The sequence below is a fragment of the Streptomyces sp. G7(2002) genome, assembly GCF_028870195.1.
Lineage (GTDB): Bacteria > Actinomycetota > Actinomycetes > Streptomycetales > Streptomycetaceae > Streptomyces > Streptomyces nigrescens.
Map to the genome: position 1 here is coordinate 4,690,179 of NZ_CP102609.1, position 16,552 is coordinate 4,706,730.

The window sequence follows — 16,552 nt, forward strand, 5'->3', positions numbered from 1 at the left end:
CCGGGGTCTTTTCCGTTATGACCAGCTGAGGCCCGTGAGGCGCTGGTAGGCCTCGATGTACTTGGCGCGGGTGCTCTCGACGATCTCGTGCGGGAGGGCGGGCGGCGGCTCCTCGCCCGTACGGTCCCAGGCCGCGGCGGGGGAGGTCAGCCAGTCACGGACGAACTGCTTGTCGAAGGACGGCTGGGCGCGGCCCGGCTGCCACAGATCGGCCGGCCAGAAGCGCGAGGAGTCGGGCGTCAGGACCTCATCGGCCAGGGTCAGCTGCTCGCCGTCGAAGCCGAACTCGAACTTGGTGTCCGCCAGGATGATGCCGCGCTCGCGGGCGATGTCGCGGGCCCGGCCGTAGACGGCGAGGGTGGTCTGCCGCAGCTGGGCGGCGACCTCGGTGCCGACCTGGTGGGCGACCTCCTCGTAGGAGACGTTCTCGTCGTGGTCGCCGACGGCGGCCTTGGTGGCCGGGGTGAAGATCGGCGCGGGGAGCTCGGAGCCGTCGACGAGGCCTTCGGGGAGGGCCAGTCCGCAGACCGTACGGGTCTGCCGGTATTCGGCGAGGCCGGAGCCGGTGAGATAGCCGCGGGCCACACACTCCACGGGGACCATGTCCAGCGACTTGCACACCAGGGTGCGGCCCGCCCAGTCGGCGGGGGCGCCGGCCGGGACGTCGGTGGCGAGGACGTGGTGGGGCACCAGGTCGGAGAGCTGATCGAACCACCACAGGGACAGCTGGGTGAGGACGCGGCCCTTGTCCGGGATCTCGGTGGGCAGCACCCAGTCGTAGACCGAGGTCCGGTCGCTGGCGACCATGACCAGGTCACCGGCGGCGTTCCGGTAGAGGTCGCGCACCTTGCCGGTGTGGAGGTGGGTGAGCCCGGGGACCTCCACCGGCTCAGGCTTTTCTACAAAACCGGGCACGCTTCCTCCGCGTAGGTTGATCCAGGAGTCCTACCGATTCTCCCTTACGCGCGCCGGAGGTGTCGGACGGGGGCCGGTGTGCCCCCGGAGCCCGGCGTCAGACGGGGCGGCGGGTCCCGCAGCGGGTGCCCCGGTGGGTGATCAGCGCGAGGGTGGTCGCGGCCGGGACGACCGCGGCGAGCAGGACCGTGGCCGGGGTGAACCAGCCGGTGAGCAGGGTGATCGCGTACGGGGTGCAGAAGCCCAGGTAGCACAGGGCCCAGAAGCGTGCGGTGAGGCGGGCCAGTCGGTCCGGGGGTGCCAGGGCAGCGACCTCGGTCAGGCCGTACGCCACACACAGGCCGTAGCCGGCGCCGAGGACGGCGGCGGCGAGCAGGGCGGCGTCGGGCCGTACGCAGGCGACGGCGAGGGCGGCGAGGAGCAGGCCGAGGATGACGGCGGCGAGCCCGGCGACGGCGGTGGCGATGCGGTGCCGGGCGGCGAGGCGGCGGGCGAGCGGGGCGACGAGCAGGCCGGTGCCGGGGGTGACCGCGGTGACGATGCCGGCGTACACGGTCTGCCAGCCGGTGAGCCCGGCGTCGACGAGCCCGGGGAGGGTGGCGAGGGCGATGCTGGGGGCGACGAACACCCAGGGGGCGACCGGGGCGACCAGCCGGCGGAAGGCGGTACCGGGGGCAGGGGCAGGGGCAGGGGCGGGGACAGGCGCGGCCGTCGTGGCGGCCGCCAACTGGCCGCCGGGGGTGGCGGTTTCCGGGGTGCGGGCCGCGAGGAGGGCGGCGGCCGCGGAGAGGGCGAGGTGCGGGAGGTAGGCCGTGATCAGGGGCGCGGGGGCCCACTGGGCGGTCAGTGCCGCCGCCAGGCCGCCGGTGGCGAAGCCCGCGGAGAGGAAGAGCCCCGAGCGGCGGGCCGCGGCACCGGCCGCCGAGACGGTGTCGTACGGCGGTGAGGACAGCTCCTTGATCCAGGCGCTGCCGGCGCTGAGCAGGGCACCGGCGCCGATGCCGGTCAGAAAGCGGCCGGGCCACAGCAGTCCGGTGGCCGTCGCGCCCGCCATCAGCAGCGCGGTCGCCAGCGCGGAGATCGCGAGCGCGCTGAACACGACGGGGCGGCGACCGCGCCGGTCGGCGAGCGGGCCGCCCAGGAGCAGACCGGGGATCAGGCCGAGGACGTAGACGCCGAAGAGTGCGCTGGTGGTGGCCGCGGTCAGACCGGGGCCGGAGTGGTAGGCGCCGAGCAGAGCGGAGAACTGGTTGGCGCTCCAGCCCGACGCGGTCATGACCCATCCGGTGCGCAGCCAGTGGCGGGGCGGGAGCGGAGGGCAGCCTGTGGGGAGGCGTGCGGGTGCCGTGGTCGTCATGCAGGGCTTTGTACGGGCCGCGCGGGCCGCGGCGCCTCCCCCGTTCAGGAAGTGTGAACGGTCCCGGGGGCGGGCGCGTGCCCGGAATTATCGTGGGGCGTATGGATCTGCGGCGGCTCTCCTCCTTCCTTGCCGTGGTCGAGGAAGGGCACTTCGGGCGGGCGGCGACCCGGTTGTTCCTGTCTCCCGCGGCGGTGACCGGGCACATTCAGCAACTGGAGCGGGAGTTCGGCGCCCCGCTGCTGGAGCGGAGCCCGGTGGCGCCGACCCCGGCCGGGCGGCGGCTGGTCTCCCACGCCCGTACGCTGCTCGCCGCCGCCAACGCCGCCATGGACGATGTGGCGGACGTGGCCCAGGGGGCGGCGCCGCGGCGGCCGCTGCGGGTCGGCGTCATGGGGCACGGATCGGCCGAGGTGACCCCGGCCGCGGTCAGCGCCTTCCGCCGGGCGCGGCCCGAAGTCCCGTTGTCGCTGGTTCAGTTGACCTTCACCGAGCACTGCAGCGCACTGCGCGAGGACCGGGTGGATGTGGCGTTCGTCCGTCCCGCGTTCCGGAGCGAGGGGATCACGGTCGATGTGCTGACGACCGAGCAGCGGATCGTGGTGGTGTCCGCGGCGTCCTCGCTCGCGGACGCCGCGCGGGAGGGGGTGCGGCGGGCGGACATCATCGACCTGCCGTATCTGCGGCTGCCGCCGCACACCCCGCGGCCCTTCACCGACTATCTGTACTTCGACGAGGGTGAACGGCGCAGTCCGGACTGTGCGTTGACCCCGCACGACTGTCTGACGAGCGTGGCGGCGGGGCGGGGTGCGGGCTCGGCGCTGAAGTCGTTCGCGCGCTACTACCCGTGGCCGGGCACCGTGTACATACCGGTGCTGGACGCGCCGTGGGCGCACAGCGTGCTCGCGACCCGGGAGCAGGACCCCGATCCGGAGGTGCGGATCTTCCGGGCGCTGACCGTCGCGCTGGCACGGGAGTTGGGGCCGGCCGCCGCGCGATAGGGCCTGTCCGACGGATCAGGGTCGGACGGGCCCTGCCGCGCCGGGCTCAGTCGCGTTTGCAGATGCGGTCGAGGAGGTTGGCGGTGGCGCGCTGGACGCGCTGGTCGACATGGCCGGGGCGGTCGAGGGCGGGCGACCAGGCGAAGGTGCCGGAGGCGAAGACCCAGGCGCCGCTGGGGGCTCGGTAGAGGGAGGTCTCCTGATGGCGGCGGGTGCCCTCGCTGTCGCGGTACGGGGAGTGGGCGAGCAGGATGCGTTCGGTGTGCTTGGGGAGGCTGGTGCGTGGGAAGTAACGATCGGCCTCACCGGCGACCAGGCCGGGGAGCTCATCGCCCTCATGGGCGCCGGTGGCCTCCCACAGCCAGTGGCCGCCGTTGCGGACGACCAGGGGGGCCGGTTCGGGGACCCGGCCGGCGTACTGGATGCCCATCAGCCGCTGCTCGGGATCGCCGTTCTCCCGCCAGAGCGCGGGGCGTCCGGGGCCCTGGCGCTTGCGGCAGTGGAGCAGGGAGTCGGGGCCCGAGGGCGACGGGGAGAGGTCGACCTGCCAGTACATGGTGTTGGCGGAGAGGAAGACCAGGGAGGTGCCGGTGTCGCGGGCGGCCTCGACCGTGCGGCGCATGGGCACCGACCAGTATTCGTCGTGGCCGGGGAAGACCAGGCCGCGGTAGCGGGACGGGTCGACCCGGCCGGCGTGCAGATCGCGGGCGTCGGCGTAGGCGAGGTCGTAGCCGTAGCGCTCGGCCCAGCGGATGAAGTCGTAGGCATGGCCGACATGGAGGGGCAGGCCGGCGCCGGCGTAGGGGCGGTCGAAGGAGACGGTGGTGGCGGCGTCCTGTTCGCCGAGCAGGGCGCCCTTTTCGTCCCAGGCGTGGTAGAGGCTGGCGCCGGTGCGGCCGTCCTCCGGGTAGAGGTTGTAGGCCTGCCAGGTGATGTCGGGCAGCAGCAGGAGGAGATCGGCGGGCTCGTTGTCGCGGACCGTGAAGGGGATGTGGGAGCGGTAGCGGCCGTCGGCGGTGGTGAGCACCGCGACATAGGCGCCGAGGTTCCAGAAGGTGGGGACCTGGAGGCGCCAGGACAGCCACCAGTGATGGCAGGAGGCCGTGCGCTCGGCGGTCAGCGGCGGCGGCTGGACGATACCGGCCAGCCGCGGACTGGTGGTGACCTTGTGGGCGCCGGTGCCGCCGTAGTGGCCGATGCGGTAGACGTCGATGCTGAACGGCTGGGGCGGATCGACCGAGACCCGGAAGTCGATGGCCTCGCCGGGGGCCACCGCGCCGGGGCCGGCGAAGCCCTTGATCTGGCGGTGCACGTCATCGGCGGTGCGCGGGCCGTTGTGCTTGTGGGGAGCGGGCTCGCCCAGATCGCCCTGGGCGACGGCGGGGTCGACGTACCAGGGGATGATGCGGCCGGAGTCGAAGTAGTTCTCGCTGCCGCGCAGCCAGGGCAGCGGGCCCTGCCCGAACGGGTCCGTGACCGCGTGGGCGAGGGCGCCCGACTCCCAGCGCCTGATCTGATCCGTCGCCACCTTCCACTCCCCTCCCGCGTCCCCCATCGGCCGCGGCCCCTCGGGCCGGTGCTGCGCCGGCGGGACGAACCCGGCCGGCCGCCCCCCAGCACATCACATTACGCACCCACTCCGTCACCCTTCGTCGTGAATTTAGATGCAACCGCCCCCGAAATGCGAACTGGAAGGGAACATTCAGCCGGTCGAGCGTCGTGCCTTGGAGGGGCGGCTTCCTGCCGGCCGCCGTGGGCCCGGGGTCATACCAGCCGGACCGGCTTTTCCGGCCGTACGCCGATCGTCGTCAGCCAGCCGCGGAGCGGCTCCGCATCGCCGTCGTCGACCAGGCTGAGCACCGGGCGGCCGAGGTCGGCCCGGCGGGCGCCGTCGACCAGCAGCGCCGGGCCGTCGAGCCAGTCCAGGCCGGGGGCGGCACCGGCGGTGTCGACGGCGGCGCAGCAGACCATGGCGGTGACGTGGTCGGCGAGCAGCTCACGGCCCGTACGGGGCGGTTGCAGCGGGAACAGCGGGAGGCCGCCCTCGGCCATGCCGTCGCCCCAGGCCACACCGAGGGCCGCGTCCTGCTGCGAGGTGCCGCGGGCGGCCTGGCGGGCCGCCTCCTCGCGCTCCTCCCGCTCGACCTCCGCGCCCAGCCGGGCGGCGACGAGATCGCCCGCACTCTCGCCTTGGGCGAGCCGGTCGATGACGCGGGCCAGCGTGGGGCCGGGGGCCGGGGCGGGCTGCGGCTCGTCACGGCGGTCGGCGGCGGGCGGGCCCAGGGAGGGCTCGTCGGCGGGCAGGCTCAAGGAGGGCTCGGCGGCGGACGGGCCCGGGGAGGGCTCGTCGGCGGGCGGGCGCTCCGCCGGGCGGTCGCCGGGTGTACGGGCGGCGGTGCGGGCGTACGAGAGGGGCGGGGCGGCGGAGGCGGGCTCCTGGGCCGGGGCCGCCGGCGCGGGCGGGGGCGCCGGGAGCGCGGTCGCCGGGAGGTTGTCGAGTACGCGGTGGAGGCGGGCGGCCTCCAGACGCCATTTACGGTCCACGACCTCTTCCGGGTACTGGTTCCAGCCGACCGGTGACCAGTCGGGTCCCGGCTCGGCCGGACCGCCGTGGAAGAGACGGGCGGCCAGCAGGGAGGCGGCGCGGTCGATGGCGCCCGGCTCCTCCAGGAGGTCGCAGGCGGGGCGCTCGCCCAGACGGGAGGCGAAGCCGTCGGCGAGGCGGTCGCGGCGGGAGAGTTCGGTGAGCGCGGAGACCACACCGGCGTCCAGCCGGGACGGCCAGCGGCCCATCCGCCAGGCCGGCAGCGCGACCCGGGTCAGCAGCCGGTCCCAGCCCGCGTACGCCAGGCCGACCTGCTCCTGGGCGACGATCCGCAGGCCGTAGTCGACGGTCTGGGCGCGCTCGGAGGCGGCGGTCGCGACGGCGCGTTCCATGATCGTGGCGTGTTCGCGGCCGGCCCGGAGCAGCAGTCGCGCCACCCGGCCGACGAAGCGCAGCGGGAGGTCCCGCACCGGGCGCCGGGCGCGGGCGGCGACCGCGACCGCGGCGTCCAGGCCGCGGATGAAGCGGCGGGCGGCGGCTATGTCGGGGTGGGAGGACGGGCCGGTGCCGGCCACGACGGGGGCCAGCAGGGCGCGCAGCTCGGCGACCCGCATCCACCACAGGAACGGCGAGCCGATGACCAGGACCGGCGCCTCGGGCACCCGGCGCTCCCCGCCTGCCGGTGCCCCACTACGGCGGGGCGGGCCGTGTGCGCGGTGGGTGCGGTCTTCGAGCCAGCTGTCGCAGTCCGGGGTGAGCGCTATGGCGGAGGGCGCGGGGACCTCCAGACGGTCGGCGAGATCACGTACCAGACGGTAGAGATCGGGGGCCGACTTCTCGGAGATCGGGACGGACGGGCTGAGGGCCGGTCTGGCGCGCGCGACGACCACGGCGACCAGCGCGGCCAGCAGCAGGCTGACCACCGCGAGGCCGCCGGTGATCCAGCGGGCGAGGTCCCAGCCGGTGCCCGCGCCGAGATGGCCGGTTGCCCGGCCGGCGAGCAGCACCACGGCCACGGCCGCGGGCAGCAGTGCCACGGCCAGCGCGGTACTGCGGATCCGCAGCACGGCGAGGGCGCGGGCACGCGCCGCCAGGACGCCTGTTTCCGGACTTGCCACGAGCCTGTACACCCCCTGCTGTCCTGATGGAGCCGGACGGAGAGAACACGGGACGGACGTACGAGAATTGCGCGTTGTGCGGAGCGAGCTCACTCCCCACCCACTGTGGCACCGGCCACTGACATCGCAATGCCGGTGAGCCACTTGCCGGACGCCACCGTGATCACCGTGCCGGAATCCGGCACGGCCACCGCAGGACGCTTGCGCGGAACCCTAGTTGGGGGTTTTCGTCTCGTCAGCCGGTTACTTGGTGCGGTCACTCGATGGAATGGCTTTGGGCAAAGCCGGGAACCGGTGCCGGAAAGAGCGGGGCCGCGGGCGATTCGGCCCGGTCTGCACCCACAGACCTGGGGCATATGCCACGGTATGTGCCATGTGCCCCAGGGGAGATGTCATCAGCTGCGACCGGCGCGACGGGCGCGTCCGTGCGGCCCGTGCGCCGTCGCGGCTAGGACCGCTGTGCGTCCGCGGCGTCGTCCGCGACCTTGGCCGCGATGTCCGTGCGGTGCTGGGAGCCGTCCAGGGAGATCCGGCCGACGGCGCGGTAGGCGCGCTCGCGGGCGGTGGTGAGGTCCCCGCCGGTGGCGGTGACGGACAGCACCCGGCCGCCCGCGCTGAGCACCGCGCCGGAGTCGTCGCGCTTGGTGCCGGCGTGCAGGACGTACGCCTTGGGGCCGTCCTGCGCCACGACGTCGGCGAGACCGTCGATCGGGTCGCCGGTGCGCGGGGTGTCCGGGTAGTTGTGGGAGGCGATGACGACGGTGACCGCCGCGCCGTCGCTCCAGCGCAGCGGCGGGAGGGCGGCGAGGGTGCCGGTGGCCGCGGCGCGCAGCAGGCCGGCGAGCGGGGTCTTGAGGCGGGCGAGGACGACCTGGGTCTCCGGGTCGCCGAAGCGCGCGTTGAACTCGATCACGCGCACCCCGCGGGAGGTGATCGCCAGGCCCGCGTAGAGCAGCCCGGAGAACGGGGTGCCGCGGCGGCGCAGCTCGTCGACGGTGGGCTGCAGGACGGTGGCCATGACCTCGTCGACCAGCTTGGGGTCGGCCCAGGGCAGCGGGCTGTAGGCACCCATGCCGCCGGTGTTGGGGCCCAGGTCACCGTCGTAGGCCCGCTTGAAGTCCTGGGCGGGCTGCAGCGGGACGACGGTCTCGCCGTCGGTGACCGCGAAGAGGGAGACCTCCGGGCCGTCGAGGAACTCCTCGATGACGACGCGGTCGCAGGCCAGCGCGTGGGCGCGGGCGGCCTCGACGTCCTCGGTGACGACCACGCCCTTGCCGGCCGCCAGCCCGTCGTCCTTGACGACGTACGGCGCGCCGAAGGCGTCCAGGGCCTCGTCGATCTCTTCCGGGGTGGTGCAGACATAGCTGCGGGCCGTGGGGACGGCCGCGGTGGCCATCACGTCCTTGGCGAAGGCCTTGGAGCCCTCCAGCTGGGCGGCCTGGGCCGAGGGGCCGAAGACCGGGATACCGCGGTCGCGTACGGCGTCCGCGACGCCCGCCACCAGGGGGGCCTCGGGACCGACCACGACCAGATCGGCCTCCAGGCCGACGGCGAGTTCGGCGACGGCCGCGCCGTCGAGGGCGTTGACCCCGTGCAATTCGGCCACCTCGGCGATGCCGGCGTTGCCGGGAGCGCAGTGCAGCGCGGTGACGTCGGGGTCGAGGGACAGAGAGCGGCACAGGGCGTGTTCGCGGGCGCCGCCGCCGATGACGAGGACCTTCACGGTGGCAGCCTAGACGAGAGCTCCGGACACCCGGACGTCGGCCGGGCCCGGGGGCGAGCGGCGCCGGGGCGGCCGGAAACCGTGTGTCACCGCGTTGGCCACTCTTTCGGGTGAGGCACCCGGCGGCCTTATACCCGATCCCGCACCACTTCCGGGCGGAAAGAGCGTGATTGTGGGGCCGACGCCAGCCGTTCGGCGGTAGGAAGGGGGCGGCGTGCAGCGTGCAACGGCTGTCCCGTATGTCACGTGTGCACCGCGCGTATCTGGCATGTGTGCACCGCGCGTATCTGTCACGCGTCACGGCACGTATCTGTCGCGTGCAATCTGTAGAGAGCGTAGAGAGGGAGTGCCCGGGTGAGTCAGCCGGAGATGCAGCCCGAGGGACCCCCTCGGGAGAGCAGCCGCCCCACTCGGGAGAGCGGCGGCCAAGGCCCCGGCCGGAGGGATCTCGCGGGACGGGTCTTCCCTCTCGGCGACTGGGGGGAACCGGCCGACCGCCTCGACGCGCTCTATCTCTGGACCGAGGAGGGCGCGCTGCGCGCCGCCGACTGGTATCTGCACGACCGGCTGGCCAAGCGCCGCGGCGCGCGGGCGCTGCGGCTGGGCGCCGCGGCCGGAGTGACCGTCGGCGGGGCGCTGCCGCTGCTGGATCTCGCCGGGATCTGGGAGGGCGGCGCGTCCTGGGGATGTCTGTCGCTGCTGCTGGCGGCGGTGTGTCTGGGCGGCGACCGGTACTTCGGGGTGACCGCCGGCTGGATGCGGGATCTGGCGACCGCGCAGGCGATTCACCGGCGGCTGGAGGCGCTGCAGTTCGACTGGGCGACGGAGAGCGTGCGGGAGGTGCTCGGGCCCGCCGAGGGCACGGCGGGCGAGGCGGCGGAACGCTGTCTGGGGGTGCTGCGGCGGTTCAACGAGGACCTCGGGGAGCTGGTGCGGGCCGAAACGGCCGGCTGGATGGCGGAGTTCCGGGCCGATTCGCTGCGCTTTGCCGCGGACGGGGGCGGCTCTGCCGCCGTTTCTCCGCGTCAGGAAGGGGCGCCTGCGGCGGGGCGGTTCGCGGTGCCGCATCGGGCTCGGCCGAATATGCCTCGGCAGCGGCCGCCTGAGTGATGGCTTCCCACGCTTTCGGCTTTCCCGCCGGTCCGCTGCGCTTTGCCTCGGGCCCACGTTTTCGGCTTTCCCACCGTTGCGCCTGCGGCGGGCCGGCGTCCGCTGCGCGGGGCTTGGGCGCGGGTGATGCTTGCGGGTGCCCCGCCGTGGCGCCTGCGGCGGGCCGGGCCGCTGCGCGGGGCTGTCGGGGTGCGGTGACGGGCCTCCGGGGCAGGGTGTCCGGACTGCTTCGCTTTACGTCCGGAAACCCTGCCCCTCCGGCCCGTCCCCTCCCGTGGGTGGGTGGGGAAAAGGCCGGTGGGTGGGGACGGTGGTGGGCGGGAGAAGGCGATGGGTGGGTCAGCTGAAGACGATCATGGAGCCTTGGGCGAGGCTTCGGGTGGCGGCGGCGTGGAGGCCCAGCCATACGTGGCGTTCGCGGGCGAAGGGGCTGTTGTCCGGGGGGACGGCGTTCGCCCGTTCCTCCAGGGAGGTGGGGCCGGCCGGCGGGGCGGGGGCGGCGGGCGGATTGGCCGGATCGATGCCGAGGGATGGCGCAACCAGTTCGAGGTCGCGCAGCAGGCCGTGCGAGGAGCCCAGCGGGCCGCCGCCCTCCAGCAGTTCGTCGTTGGCGAGCGGGTGCGGGAAGTCGACCGGGACGTAGGCGCCCGCGTGGTCGTAGTGCCACACCAGGTGGGACTGCTGCGCGGTGGCCTCGAACATCTCCAGCAACTGCTCGTAGTCACCGCCCAGTTCGTCGACCGGTGTCACTTCCAGGTTGCACAGCCGCAGCAGGTAGGCGCGGCGCAGGAAGTGCAGGGCGTCGTAGTCGAAGCCGGCGACCGGCGCGACGTCACCGGACAGGCCGGGCATGTAGCTGAAGACCGGGACCGGTGGCAGGCCCGCTTCCGTCAGGGCCTTGTCGTAGGCGGCGATCTCTTCGGAGAACGGGTTGTCGGGGCTGTGGCACAGCACATCGACGAGGGGTACCAGCCACAGGTCACATGCCACGAGTGTGGGCTCGCTTCCGGTCGGGGACAGGGACACCGGCGCACGTACAGCTACGGGTACGGCCCATTACGGCCGATGGTCGGGACAGCGTAGTGCTAGCCGCGCGTTCCGACGAGAGCGAGGGAGTGCTCGTTGTACTCGGCGATCAGCCGCTGCGCGGTGGCCAGGTCGTGCTGGAGGAGGGCGTCGGCCAGGGCGCTGTGGCCGTGCCAGAGCAGCCCCTTGAGGTCGGGTTCGCGGCGCAGCAGCGGGACCGCGAACATCCAGGTCTGGACGCGGATCCGGTCGAGGAAGTCGCTGATGTAGGCGTTGTTCACGATGCTGCTCAGCTCGCGCCAGAACCGCAGGTCGTAGCCGATCAGGACGTCCAGGTCGCCGGCCCGCGCGGCCCGTTCGGCCTCGTCGGCGCGGCGGCGGATGGAGATCAGCACTCCCGCGGAGGTGGCGCGCAGTGCCTGGTCGGCGCCGCTGCGGAAGATGCCCTCGATGACCAGGGTGCGGGCCTCGACCATGGCCCGGAAGTCCTCGGCGGTGAAGGCGTGCACCTTGAAGCCGCGGTGCTGTTCGACGTCGAGCAGGCCCTGGGCGCACAGGTCGAGCAGCGCCTCGCGCACGGGTGTGGCGGAGACGCCGTACTGCTCGGCGATCTCCTTGACGGTGAAGGGGTGGCCGGACGGCAGCCGGCCGGCCAGGACCTCGTCGCGCAGGGCGTCGGCGATCTGCTGGCGCAGGGTGCTGCGTCGTATGACTGAGCTGTCTCCGCCGGCGGGCATCGTGTGCGTCTCCTTAGACGTCCATGACCGCGCAAGTGGGAGCGGCCCCCGCCCACGATAGGCGAGGGCCGCGTCGGTCCGCTGCCCGAGGTTGCCGTGAGCATGCCCTACGGCACGCCTGTGACCTGCGGTTCCGGCCGCCGGGCGGGCCCGGCCCCGGACTCAGACGGTGTGGGCGTCGGCCGCCGTCAGGGCCTCGTCGAGGGCGGCCAGGCCCTCCTTGGCCTCGGCCTCGGTGACCGTGCAGGCCGGGACGACATGCGTCCGGTTCATGTTCACGAACGGCCACAGACCGCCGCGCTTGCAGGCCGCCGCGAATTCGGCCATCGGAGCGTTGGCGGCGCCGGACGCGTTGTACGGCACCAGCGGCTCGCGGGTCTCCTTGTTCTTGACCAGGTCCAGGGCCCAGAAGACGCCCAGGCCGCGGACCTCGCCGACGGACGGGTGGCGGTCGGCGATCTCGCGCAGCGCGGGGCCGATGACCCGCTCGCCGATGTCGGCGGCGTTCTCCACGATCCGCTCCTCGGCCATCGCGTTCATGGTCGCGACGGCGGAGGCGCAGGCCAGCGGGTGGCCGGAGTAGGTCAGACCGCCCGGGTAGGGGCGCTGGTCGAAGGTGGCGGCGATCTCGGCGCTGATCGCGACGCCGCCCAGCGGGACATAGCCGGAGTTGACGCCCTTGGCGAAGGTCAGCAGGTCGGGGGTGACGCCGAAGTGGTCGGCGGCGAACCAGTGGCCGGTGCGGCCGAAGCCCGCCATGACCTCGTCGAGGATGAAGACGATGCCGTGGCGGTCGCAGATCTCGCGGACCCCGGCGAGGTAGCCGGCCGGCGGGACCATGATCCCGGCGGTGCCGGGGACGGTCTCCAGGATGATCGCCGCGATCGACTGCGGGCCCTCGAAGGCGATGGTCTGTTCCAGGTGCGCGAGGGCGCGCTCGCACTCCTGCTCCTCCGTCTCGGCGTGGAAGGCCGAGCGGTAGAGGAACGGGCCCCAGAAGTGGATGACACCGGCCGAGGCGGTGTCCGAGGGCCAGCGGCGGGGATCACCGGTCAGGTTGATCGCGGTGGCGGTGGCGCCGTGGTACGAGCGGTAGGCGGAGAGCACCTTGGCGCGGCCGGTGTGCAGGCGGGCCATCCGGACCGCGTTCTCCACGGCCTCCGCGCCGCCGTTGGTGAAGAAGATCTTGTCGAGGTCGCCGGGGGTGCGCTCGGCGACCAGCCGGGCGGCCTCGGACCGGACGTCCACGGCGAAGCCGGGTGCGATGGTGCACAGCTTCGCGGCCTGCTCCTGGATCGCCGCGACGACCTTGGGGTGCTGGTGGCCGATGTTGGTGTTGACCAGCTGCGAGGAGAAGTCGAGGTAGCGGTTGCCGTCGTAGTCCCAGAAGTACGACCCCTCGGCGCCGGCGATCGGCAGCGGGTCGATCAGGCCCTGCGCGGACCAGGAGTGGAAGACGTGCGCGCGGTCGGCGGCCTTCACGGCTGCCCCGGCAGCAGGGTCGGCGGCAATGGCGGAGGGCGTCGTGGTCACGGTCAGTACCTCGGATCGGGTCGCTCGGGTCCGCCGGAGGACGGTCGCGGCGAACGCCCTCAGCCTAGGGATCACGGCCCGGCGCCCGGTACCGACAGTGTGTGTGACTCCACGCACGGCGTACGGACACTCTGTCCGGCTGTCCGGAATCGAGGGCTTCGGGCGGGGTCGCCGTGCGCCGCGCGGCCGGCCCTGTTGTGGCGGGGCTTCGCGGGTGTGATGCGTTGACAGCATGTTGTCGATACGACAGGATGCTGTCAACGAGACACAGGGAACGGCGGACCCGGTTCCGCTGCCGGCCAAGGAGCTCTCATGACCTCGCGCACCGTGCACCTCGCCGCCTACGACACGCTTGCCGACTGGGAGTACGGCCACGCCATCAGCCATCTCCGCAGCGGCAGTTACTTCCGCCCGGCGCGGGGCGCCTACGACGTGGTCACCGTCGCGGCCACCACCGGCCGGCCGGTGACGACCATGGGCGGGCAGCGAATCGTGCCCGAGCTCGCGCTCGACGCCCTGCGGCCCGAGGACAGTGCGCTGCTGATCCTCCCCGGCGCCGAACTGTGGGACACCGGCGAGGAGTTGGTGCCGTTCGCGGCCAAGGCCCGGGAGTTCCTGGCCGCCGGGGTGCCGGTCGCGGCGATCTGCGGCGCGACCGCGGGGCTGGCCCGGGAAGGCCTGCTGGACGACCGTCCGCACACCAGCGGCGCCGCCCCGTACCTCGCCGCGCAGCCCGGCTACCGGGGCGGCGGCCACTACCGCGAGGACGACGCGGTGCGCGCCCGCGGTCTGATCACGGCGGGTCCGACCGCGCCGGTGGCCTTCGCCCGGGAGATCTTCGCCGAACTCGACGTCATGGAGCCGCGGATTCTGGACGCCTGGTTCCGCCTGTTCGCGCACTCCGACGCCGAGGCCTTTCCCGTGCTGATGACGGCGGGGGACGGGGCGGACGGGCCTGCCGGGGCCGAGTCCGAGGGCGGGGCCGTATGAGTGCGGCCCGGGACGACGCGCCCCGGGCCCCCGAGCCGGTGACGCCCGAAGCCCCTCAGGCCCCGGAGCTCCTCAGCCGTACCGCACTCGCCGTCTTCCGGCTCAACGGGCAGTTCCTCGGCGTCGCGGACGGCCTCGCCCGTCCGGCCGGGCTGACCGCCGCCTGGTGGCAGGTGCTGGGCGCCGTGCTGCCCGAGCCGCTGTCCGTTGCCGGTATCGCCCGCGCGATGGGCATCACCCGCCAGAGCGTGCAGCGCATCGCGGACCTCCTTGTTGCCCGCGGCCTCGCCGAATACCGGCCGAATCCGGCGCACCGGCGGGCCAAACTCCTCGCCCCGACCGAGGAGGGCCGGGCCGCCGTCGCCCGTATCACCCCCGGCCATGCGGAGTTCGCCGCCCGGCTGCGCGCACAGCTCGGCGGGCCGGAGGGGTTCCAACGGGTCACGACGGCGCTGGAGGAGCTGTCGGCGGCGCTGGACGAGTTGCCCGGTCCGCCACGGACCCCGCCGGCCGCGGAGGACTAAGGGGCGGACGGGCCTGCCGGTGCGCGGCGGACGCTCGATATCCTCACCGCGGACGAGAGACCGCGGGCAGACCCCGGGTGCGGAGGCGCCGGCGTCCACTCGCTCACTGGGCGGCTTCGGGGGAAAGGGCGACGGGAATCGTGGAACAGCCGATACGTGCTGGGCAGCAGGGACGGCCGGGGCGCGCGGAACGGGCCGGATGGCTGCGGCCGCTGGACGCACAGGACCCGGCGCGGATCGGGGACTACCGCCTGCTCGGGCGGCTCGGCCAGGGCGGTATGGGACGGGTGTTCCTGGCGCGTTCGGACCGCGGCCGTACGGTCGCGGTCAAGCTGGTGCACTCGGAGCTGGCCGGCGAGGAGGAGTTCCGGGCCCGCTTCCGGCGGGAGGTACGGGCCGCGCAGCAGGTCGGCGGGGAGTGGACGGCGCCCGTACTGGACGCGGACACCGAGGCCGGGACCCCCTGGGTCGCCACGGGCTATATCGCGGGCCCCTCCCTGCAGCGGGTCGTCGGCGGCGGCACTCCGCTGCCCGAGCGGAGCGTACGGATCCTGGCCGCCGGGCTGGCCCGTGCGCTGGGCGCGATCCATGCCGCCGGGATCATCCACCGCGACCTCAAGCCGTCCAATGTGCTGCTCACCATCGACGGTCCGCGCGTCATCGACTTCGGGATCGCGCGGGCGCTGGAGGCGGTCACCGGCAACGGGGTGACGCGTACCGGCGCTTCGGTCGGCTCACCGGGCTTCATGTCACCGGAGCAGGTGCGCGGCGAGCCGCTGACCCCGGCCTGCGATGTCTTCTCCCTCGGGTCCGTACTGGCCTTCGCGGCGACCGGACGGCAGCCGTTCGGCACGGACAACAGCATCGCGCACGCCCTGATGTTCCGCATCGCCCAGGAGGAGCCCGATCTCTCCGCACTGCCCGACGGGCTGCGCGAGCTGGTCGCGGGATGCCTGGCCAAGGACCCGGAACAGCGGCCCACGCCCGAGGAGTTGGTGGCGCAGGCGGAGCGCGGGACCGGCGACCGGCCGGGCACGGACGACGAGCCGTGGCTGCCGGGGGCACTGGTCGCCCGGCTGGGGCGGCACGCCGTGGAGCTGCTGGAGGCGGAGGACCCGCAGGACGGGGAGTATGCGCGGGGCGGCGGCCGGGCCGGGGCACCGTCCGCGGCCCCGTCGCCCGCCCCGGAGGGGCCCGGCGCGGTGCATGCGCTGCCCACCGCCGTTTCGCACACGCCCGCACCGGGCCGCATCCCGGCGACGCCGCCCCCGCGTCCCGGCGCGGCACATCCGGCGCCGGATGCGCCCCATGCCGCCCACGGGCACCACGGCCCCGCTGCCCCGGCACCCGCCCCGGCCCCGCGCCGTCGTCGTGGTGCCGGTGTGGCCCGGTTCGCCGCGGTCGCGCTGGTGCTGGCCGGGGCCGGTGCGGCCACCGTGTACGCCGTGCTCGGCGGTGACGGCGGCGGTGTACGGGCGGAGGACACGAAGGACGGCCGGGCGTCGGCGCAGTCCGCCGCGAACGGGGGCATTCCCACGGACTATCTCGGCACGTGGGAGACGACACTCGACGGATCCGGCGTCAACGCCCGGCGCCTCACGCTCACCCAGGGCGAGACCGGTGACACCGTGCTGACGATGACGGCGACCGGAGCGTCCTACCGCTGCGCGTTCGCCGCCACCCTGATCAGCGCGGGTCCCCCGGTCCGCCTCGGCCCGTCCACGGTGGTCTCCGGAACGGACGGCTGCGAGCCCGGCGAGTCGAGCACCCTGGAGATGGTGGGCGGAAAGCTGCGCCGCGTCTCGGACGACGGGAAGGCGCTGTCGTACCGCAAGAGCGGGGTGACGGCTGACAAGAAGGGGTGAAGGGCGCCCGGGTGACGCAGCGTCCGGCGACGGCCCGGCGCGGGCAGTTCGGCCGTTCCTCCTGGTCACGCGTCCGTCATTCCCCTGTCACCCCTCGATCGTTCTCCC

13 protein-coding genes are annotated in these 16,552 nt (G+C 73.9%); 5 read left to right on the plus strand and 8 right to left on the minus strand.

Annotation, left to right across the window (positions count from 1 at the left end):
- Positions 1-15: 15 nt before the first annotated feature.
- Together NUT86_RS19655 and NUT86_RS19660 are read right to left on the minus strand one after the other, a co-directional pair.
- The gene (locus NUT86_RS19655; RefSeq protein WP_026170165.1) at positions 16-915 is read right to left on the minus strand and encodes a phosphoribosylaminoimidazolesuccinocarboxamide synthase; all 900 of its coding nucleotides are present in this window, start codon (positions 913-915) and stop codon (positions 16-18) included.
- Positions 916-1,012: 97 nt separating this feature from the next.
- Entirely contained in the window at positions 1,013-2,272 is a 1,260-nt protein-coding gene (locus tag NUT86_RS19660) for an MFS transporter (RefSeq protein WP_274736734.1), read from the minus strand.
- A 101-nt stretch (positions 2,273-2,373) separates the two neighbouring features.
- On the opposite strand from NUT86_RS19660, the gene NUT86_RS19665 reads away from it, so the two are divergent.
- Positions 2,374-3,273: a LysR family transcriptional regulator gene (locus tag NUT86_RS19665; RefSeq protein ID WP_266438154.1), complete on the plus strand. Its 900-nt coding sequence runs from the start codon at positions 2,374-2,376 to the stop codon at positions 3,271-3,273.
- A 46-nt stretch (positions 3,274-3,319) separates the two neighbouring features.
- Here NUT86_RS19665 and NUT86_RS19670 read toward each other — a convergent pair whose 3' ends face one another.
- From NUT86_RS19670 to purD, 3 genes are all read right to left on the minus strand, one after another.
- The gene (locus NUT86_RS19670; protein ID WP_266438157.1) at positions 3,320-4,801 is read right to left on the minus strand and encodes a N,N-dimethylformamidase beta subunit family domain-containing protein; all 1,482 of its coding nucleotides are present in this window, start codon (positions 4,799-4,801) and stop codon (positions 3,320-3,322) included.
- A gap of 236 nt (positions 4,802-5,037) precedes the next feature.
- Positions 5,038-6,936, minus strand: coding sequence for a hypothetical protein (locus NUT86_RS19675; RefSeq protein WP_274736737.1), 1,899 nt, complete (start codon positions 6,934-6,936; stop codon positions 5,038-5,040).
- A 448-nt stretch (positions 6,937-7,384) separates the two neighbouring features.
- Complete coding sequence (purD, locus tag NUT86_RS19680; RefSeq protein ID WP_018092639.1) at positions 7,385-8,659, minus strand: phosphoribosylamine--glycine ligase; 1,275 nt, start codon at positions 8,657-8,659, stop codon at positions 7,385-7,387.
- A gap of 354 nt (positions 8,660-9,013) precedes the next feature.
- On the opposite strand from purD, the gene NUT86_RS19685 reads away from it, so the two are divergent.
- Positions 9,014-9,769, plus strand: a complete 756-nt coding sequence (locus NUT86_RS19685) for an SLATT domain-containing protein (protein ID WP_018092638.1) — start codon at positions 9,014-9,016, stop codon at positions 9,767-9,769.
- Between the two features lie 339 nt (positions 9,770-10,108).
- Here NUT86_RS19685 and NUT86_RS19690 read toward each other — a convergent pair whose 3' ends face one another.
- From NUT86_RS19690 to NUT86_RS19700, 3 genes are all read right to left on the minus strand, one after another.
- On the minus strand, positions 10,109-10,759 hold the full coding sequence (locus NUT86_RS19690; protein ID WP_018092637.1) for a hypothetical protein: 651 nt from the start codon (positions 10,757-10,759) through the stop codon (positions 10,109-10,111).
- A gap of 95 nt (positions 10,760-10,854) precedes the next feature.
- Positions 10,855-11,532, minus strand: coding sequence for a GntR family transcriptional regulator (locus tag NUT86_RS19695; protein ID WP_018092636.1), 678 nt, complete (start codon positions 11,530-11,532; stop codon positions 10,855-10,857).
- A 162-nt stretch (positions 11,533-11,694) separates the two neighbouring features.
- The gene (locus tag NUT86_RS19700) at positions 11,695-13,065 is read right to left on the minus strand and encodes an aspartate aminotransferase family protein (RefSeq protein ID WP_274736741.1); all 1,371 of its coding nucleotides are present in this window, start codon (positions 13,063-13,065) and stop codon (positions 11,695-11,697) included.
- A 312-nt stretch (positions 13,066-13,377) separates the two neighbouring features.
- Here NUT86_RS19700 and NUT86_RS19705 point away from each other — a divergent pair, with 312 nt between their 5' ends.
- The 3 genes from NUT86_RS19705 to NUT86_RS19715 all read left to right on the plus strand — a co-directional run bounded on the left by NUT86_RS19705 (position 13,378) and on the right by NUT86_RS19715 (position 16,444).
- On the plus strand, positions 13,378-14,055 hold the full coding sequence (locus NUT86_RS19705) for a DJ-1/PfpI family protein (protein WP_266438169.1): 678 nt from the start codon (positions 13,378-13,380) through the stop codon (positions 14,053-14,055).
- Complete coding sequence (locus tag NUT86_RS19710; RefSeq protein ID WP_266438172.1) at positions 14,052-14,579, plus strand: MarR family winged helix-turn-helix transcriptional regulator; 528 nt, start codon at positions 14,052-14,054, stop codon at positions 14,577-14,579. Before NUT86_RS19705 ends, NUT86_RS19710 begins: the two co-directional genes overlap by 4 nt.
- A gap of 140 nt (positions 14,580-14,719) precedes the next feature.
- The gene (locus NUT86_RS19715) at positions 14,720-16,444 is read left to right on the plus strand and encodes a serine/threonine-protein kinase (RefSeq protein ID WP_159487607.1); all 1,725 of its coding nucleotides are present in this window, start codon (positions 14,720-14,722) and stop codon (positions 16,442-16,444) included.
- Positions 16,445-16,552 lie beyond the last annotated feature (108 nt).

Bases quoted from the DNA above. Each gene is read 5' to 3' on its own strand.
- NUT86_RS19695 (WP_018092636.1), bottom strand. From the start codon at position 11,532: ATGCCCGCCGGCGGAGACAGCTCAGTCATACGACGCAGCACCCTGCGC.
- NUT86_RS19665 (WP_266438154.1), top strand. From the start codon at position 2,374: ATGGATCTGCGGCGGCTCTCCTCCTTCCTTGCCGTGGTCGAGGAAGGG.
- NUT86_RS19705 (WP_266438169.1), top strand. From the start codon at position 13,378: ATGACCTCGCGCACCGTGCACCTCGCCGCCTACGACACGCTTGCCGAC.
- NUT86_RS19710 (WP_266438172.1), top strand. From the start codon at position 14,052: ATGAGTGCGGCCCGGGACGACGCGCCCCGGGCCCCCGAGCCGGTGACG.
- NUT86_RS19660 (WP_274736734.1), bottom strand. From the start codon at position 2,272: ATGACGACCACGGCACCCGCACGCCTCCCCACAGGCTGCCCTCCGCTC.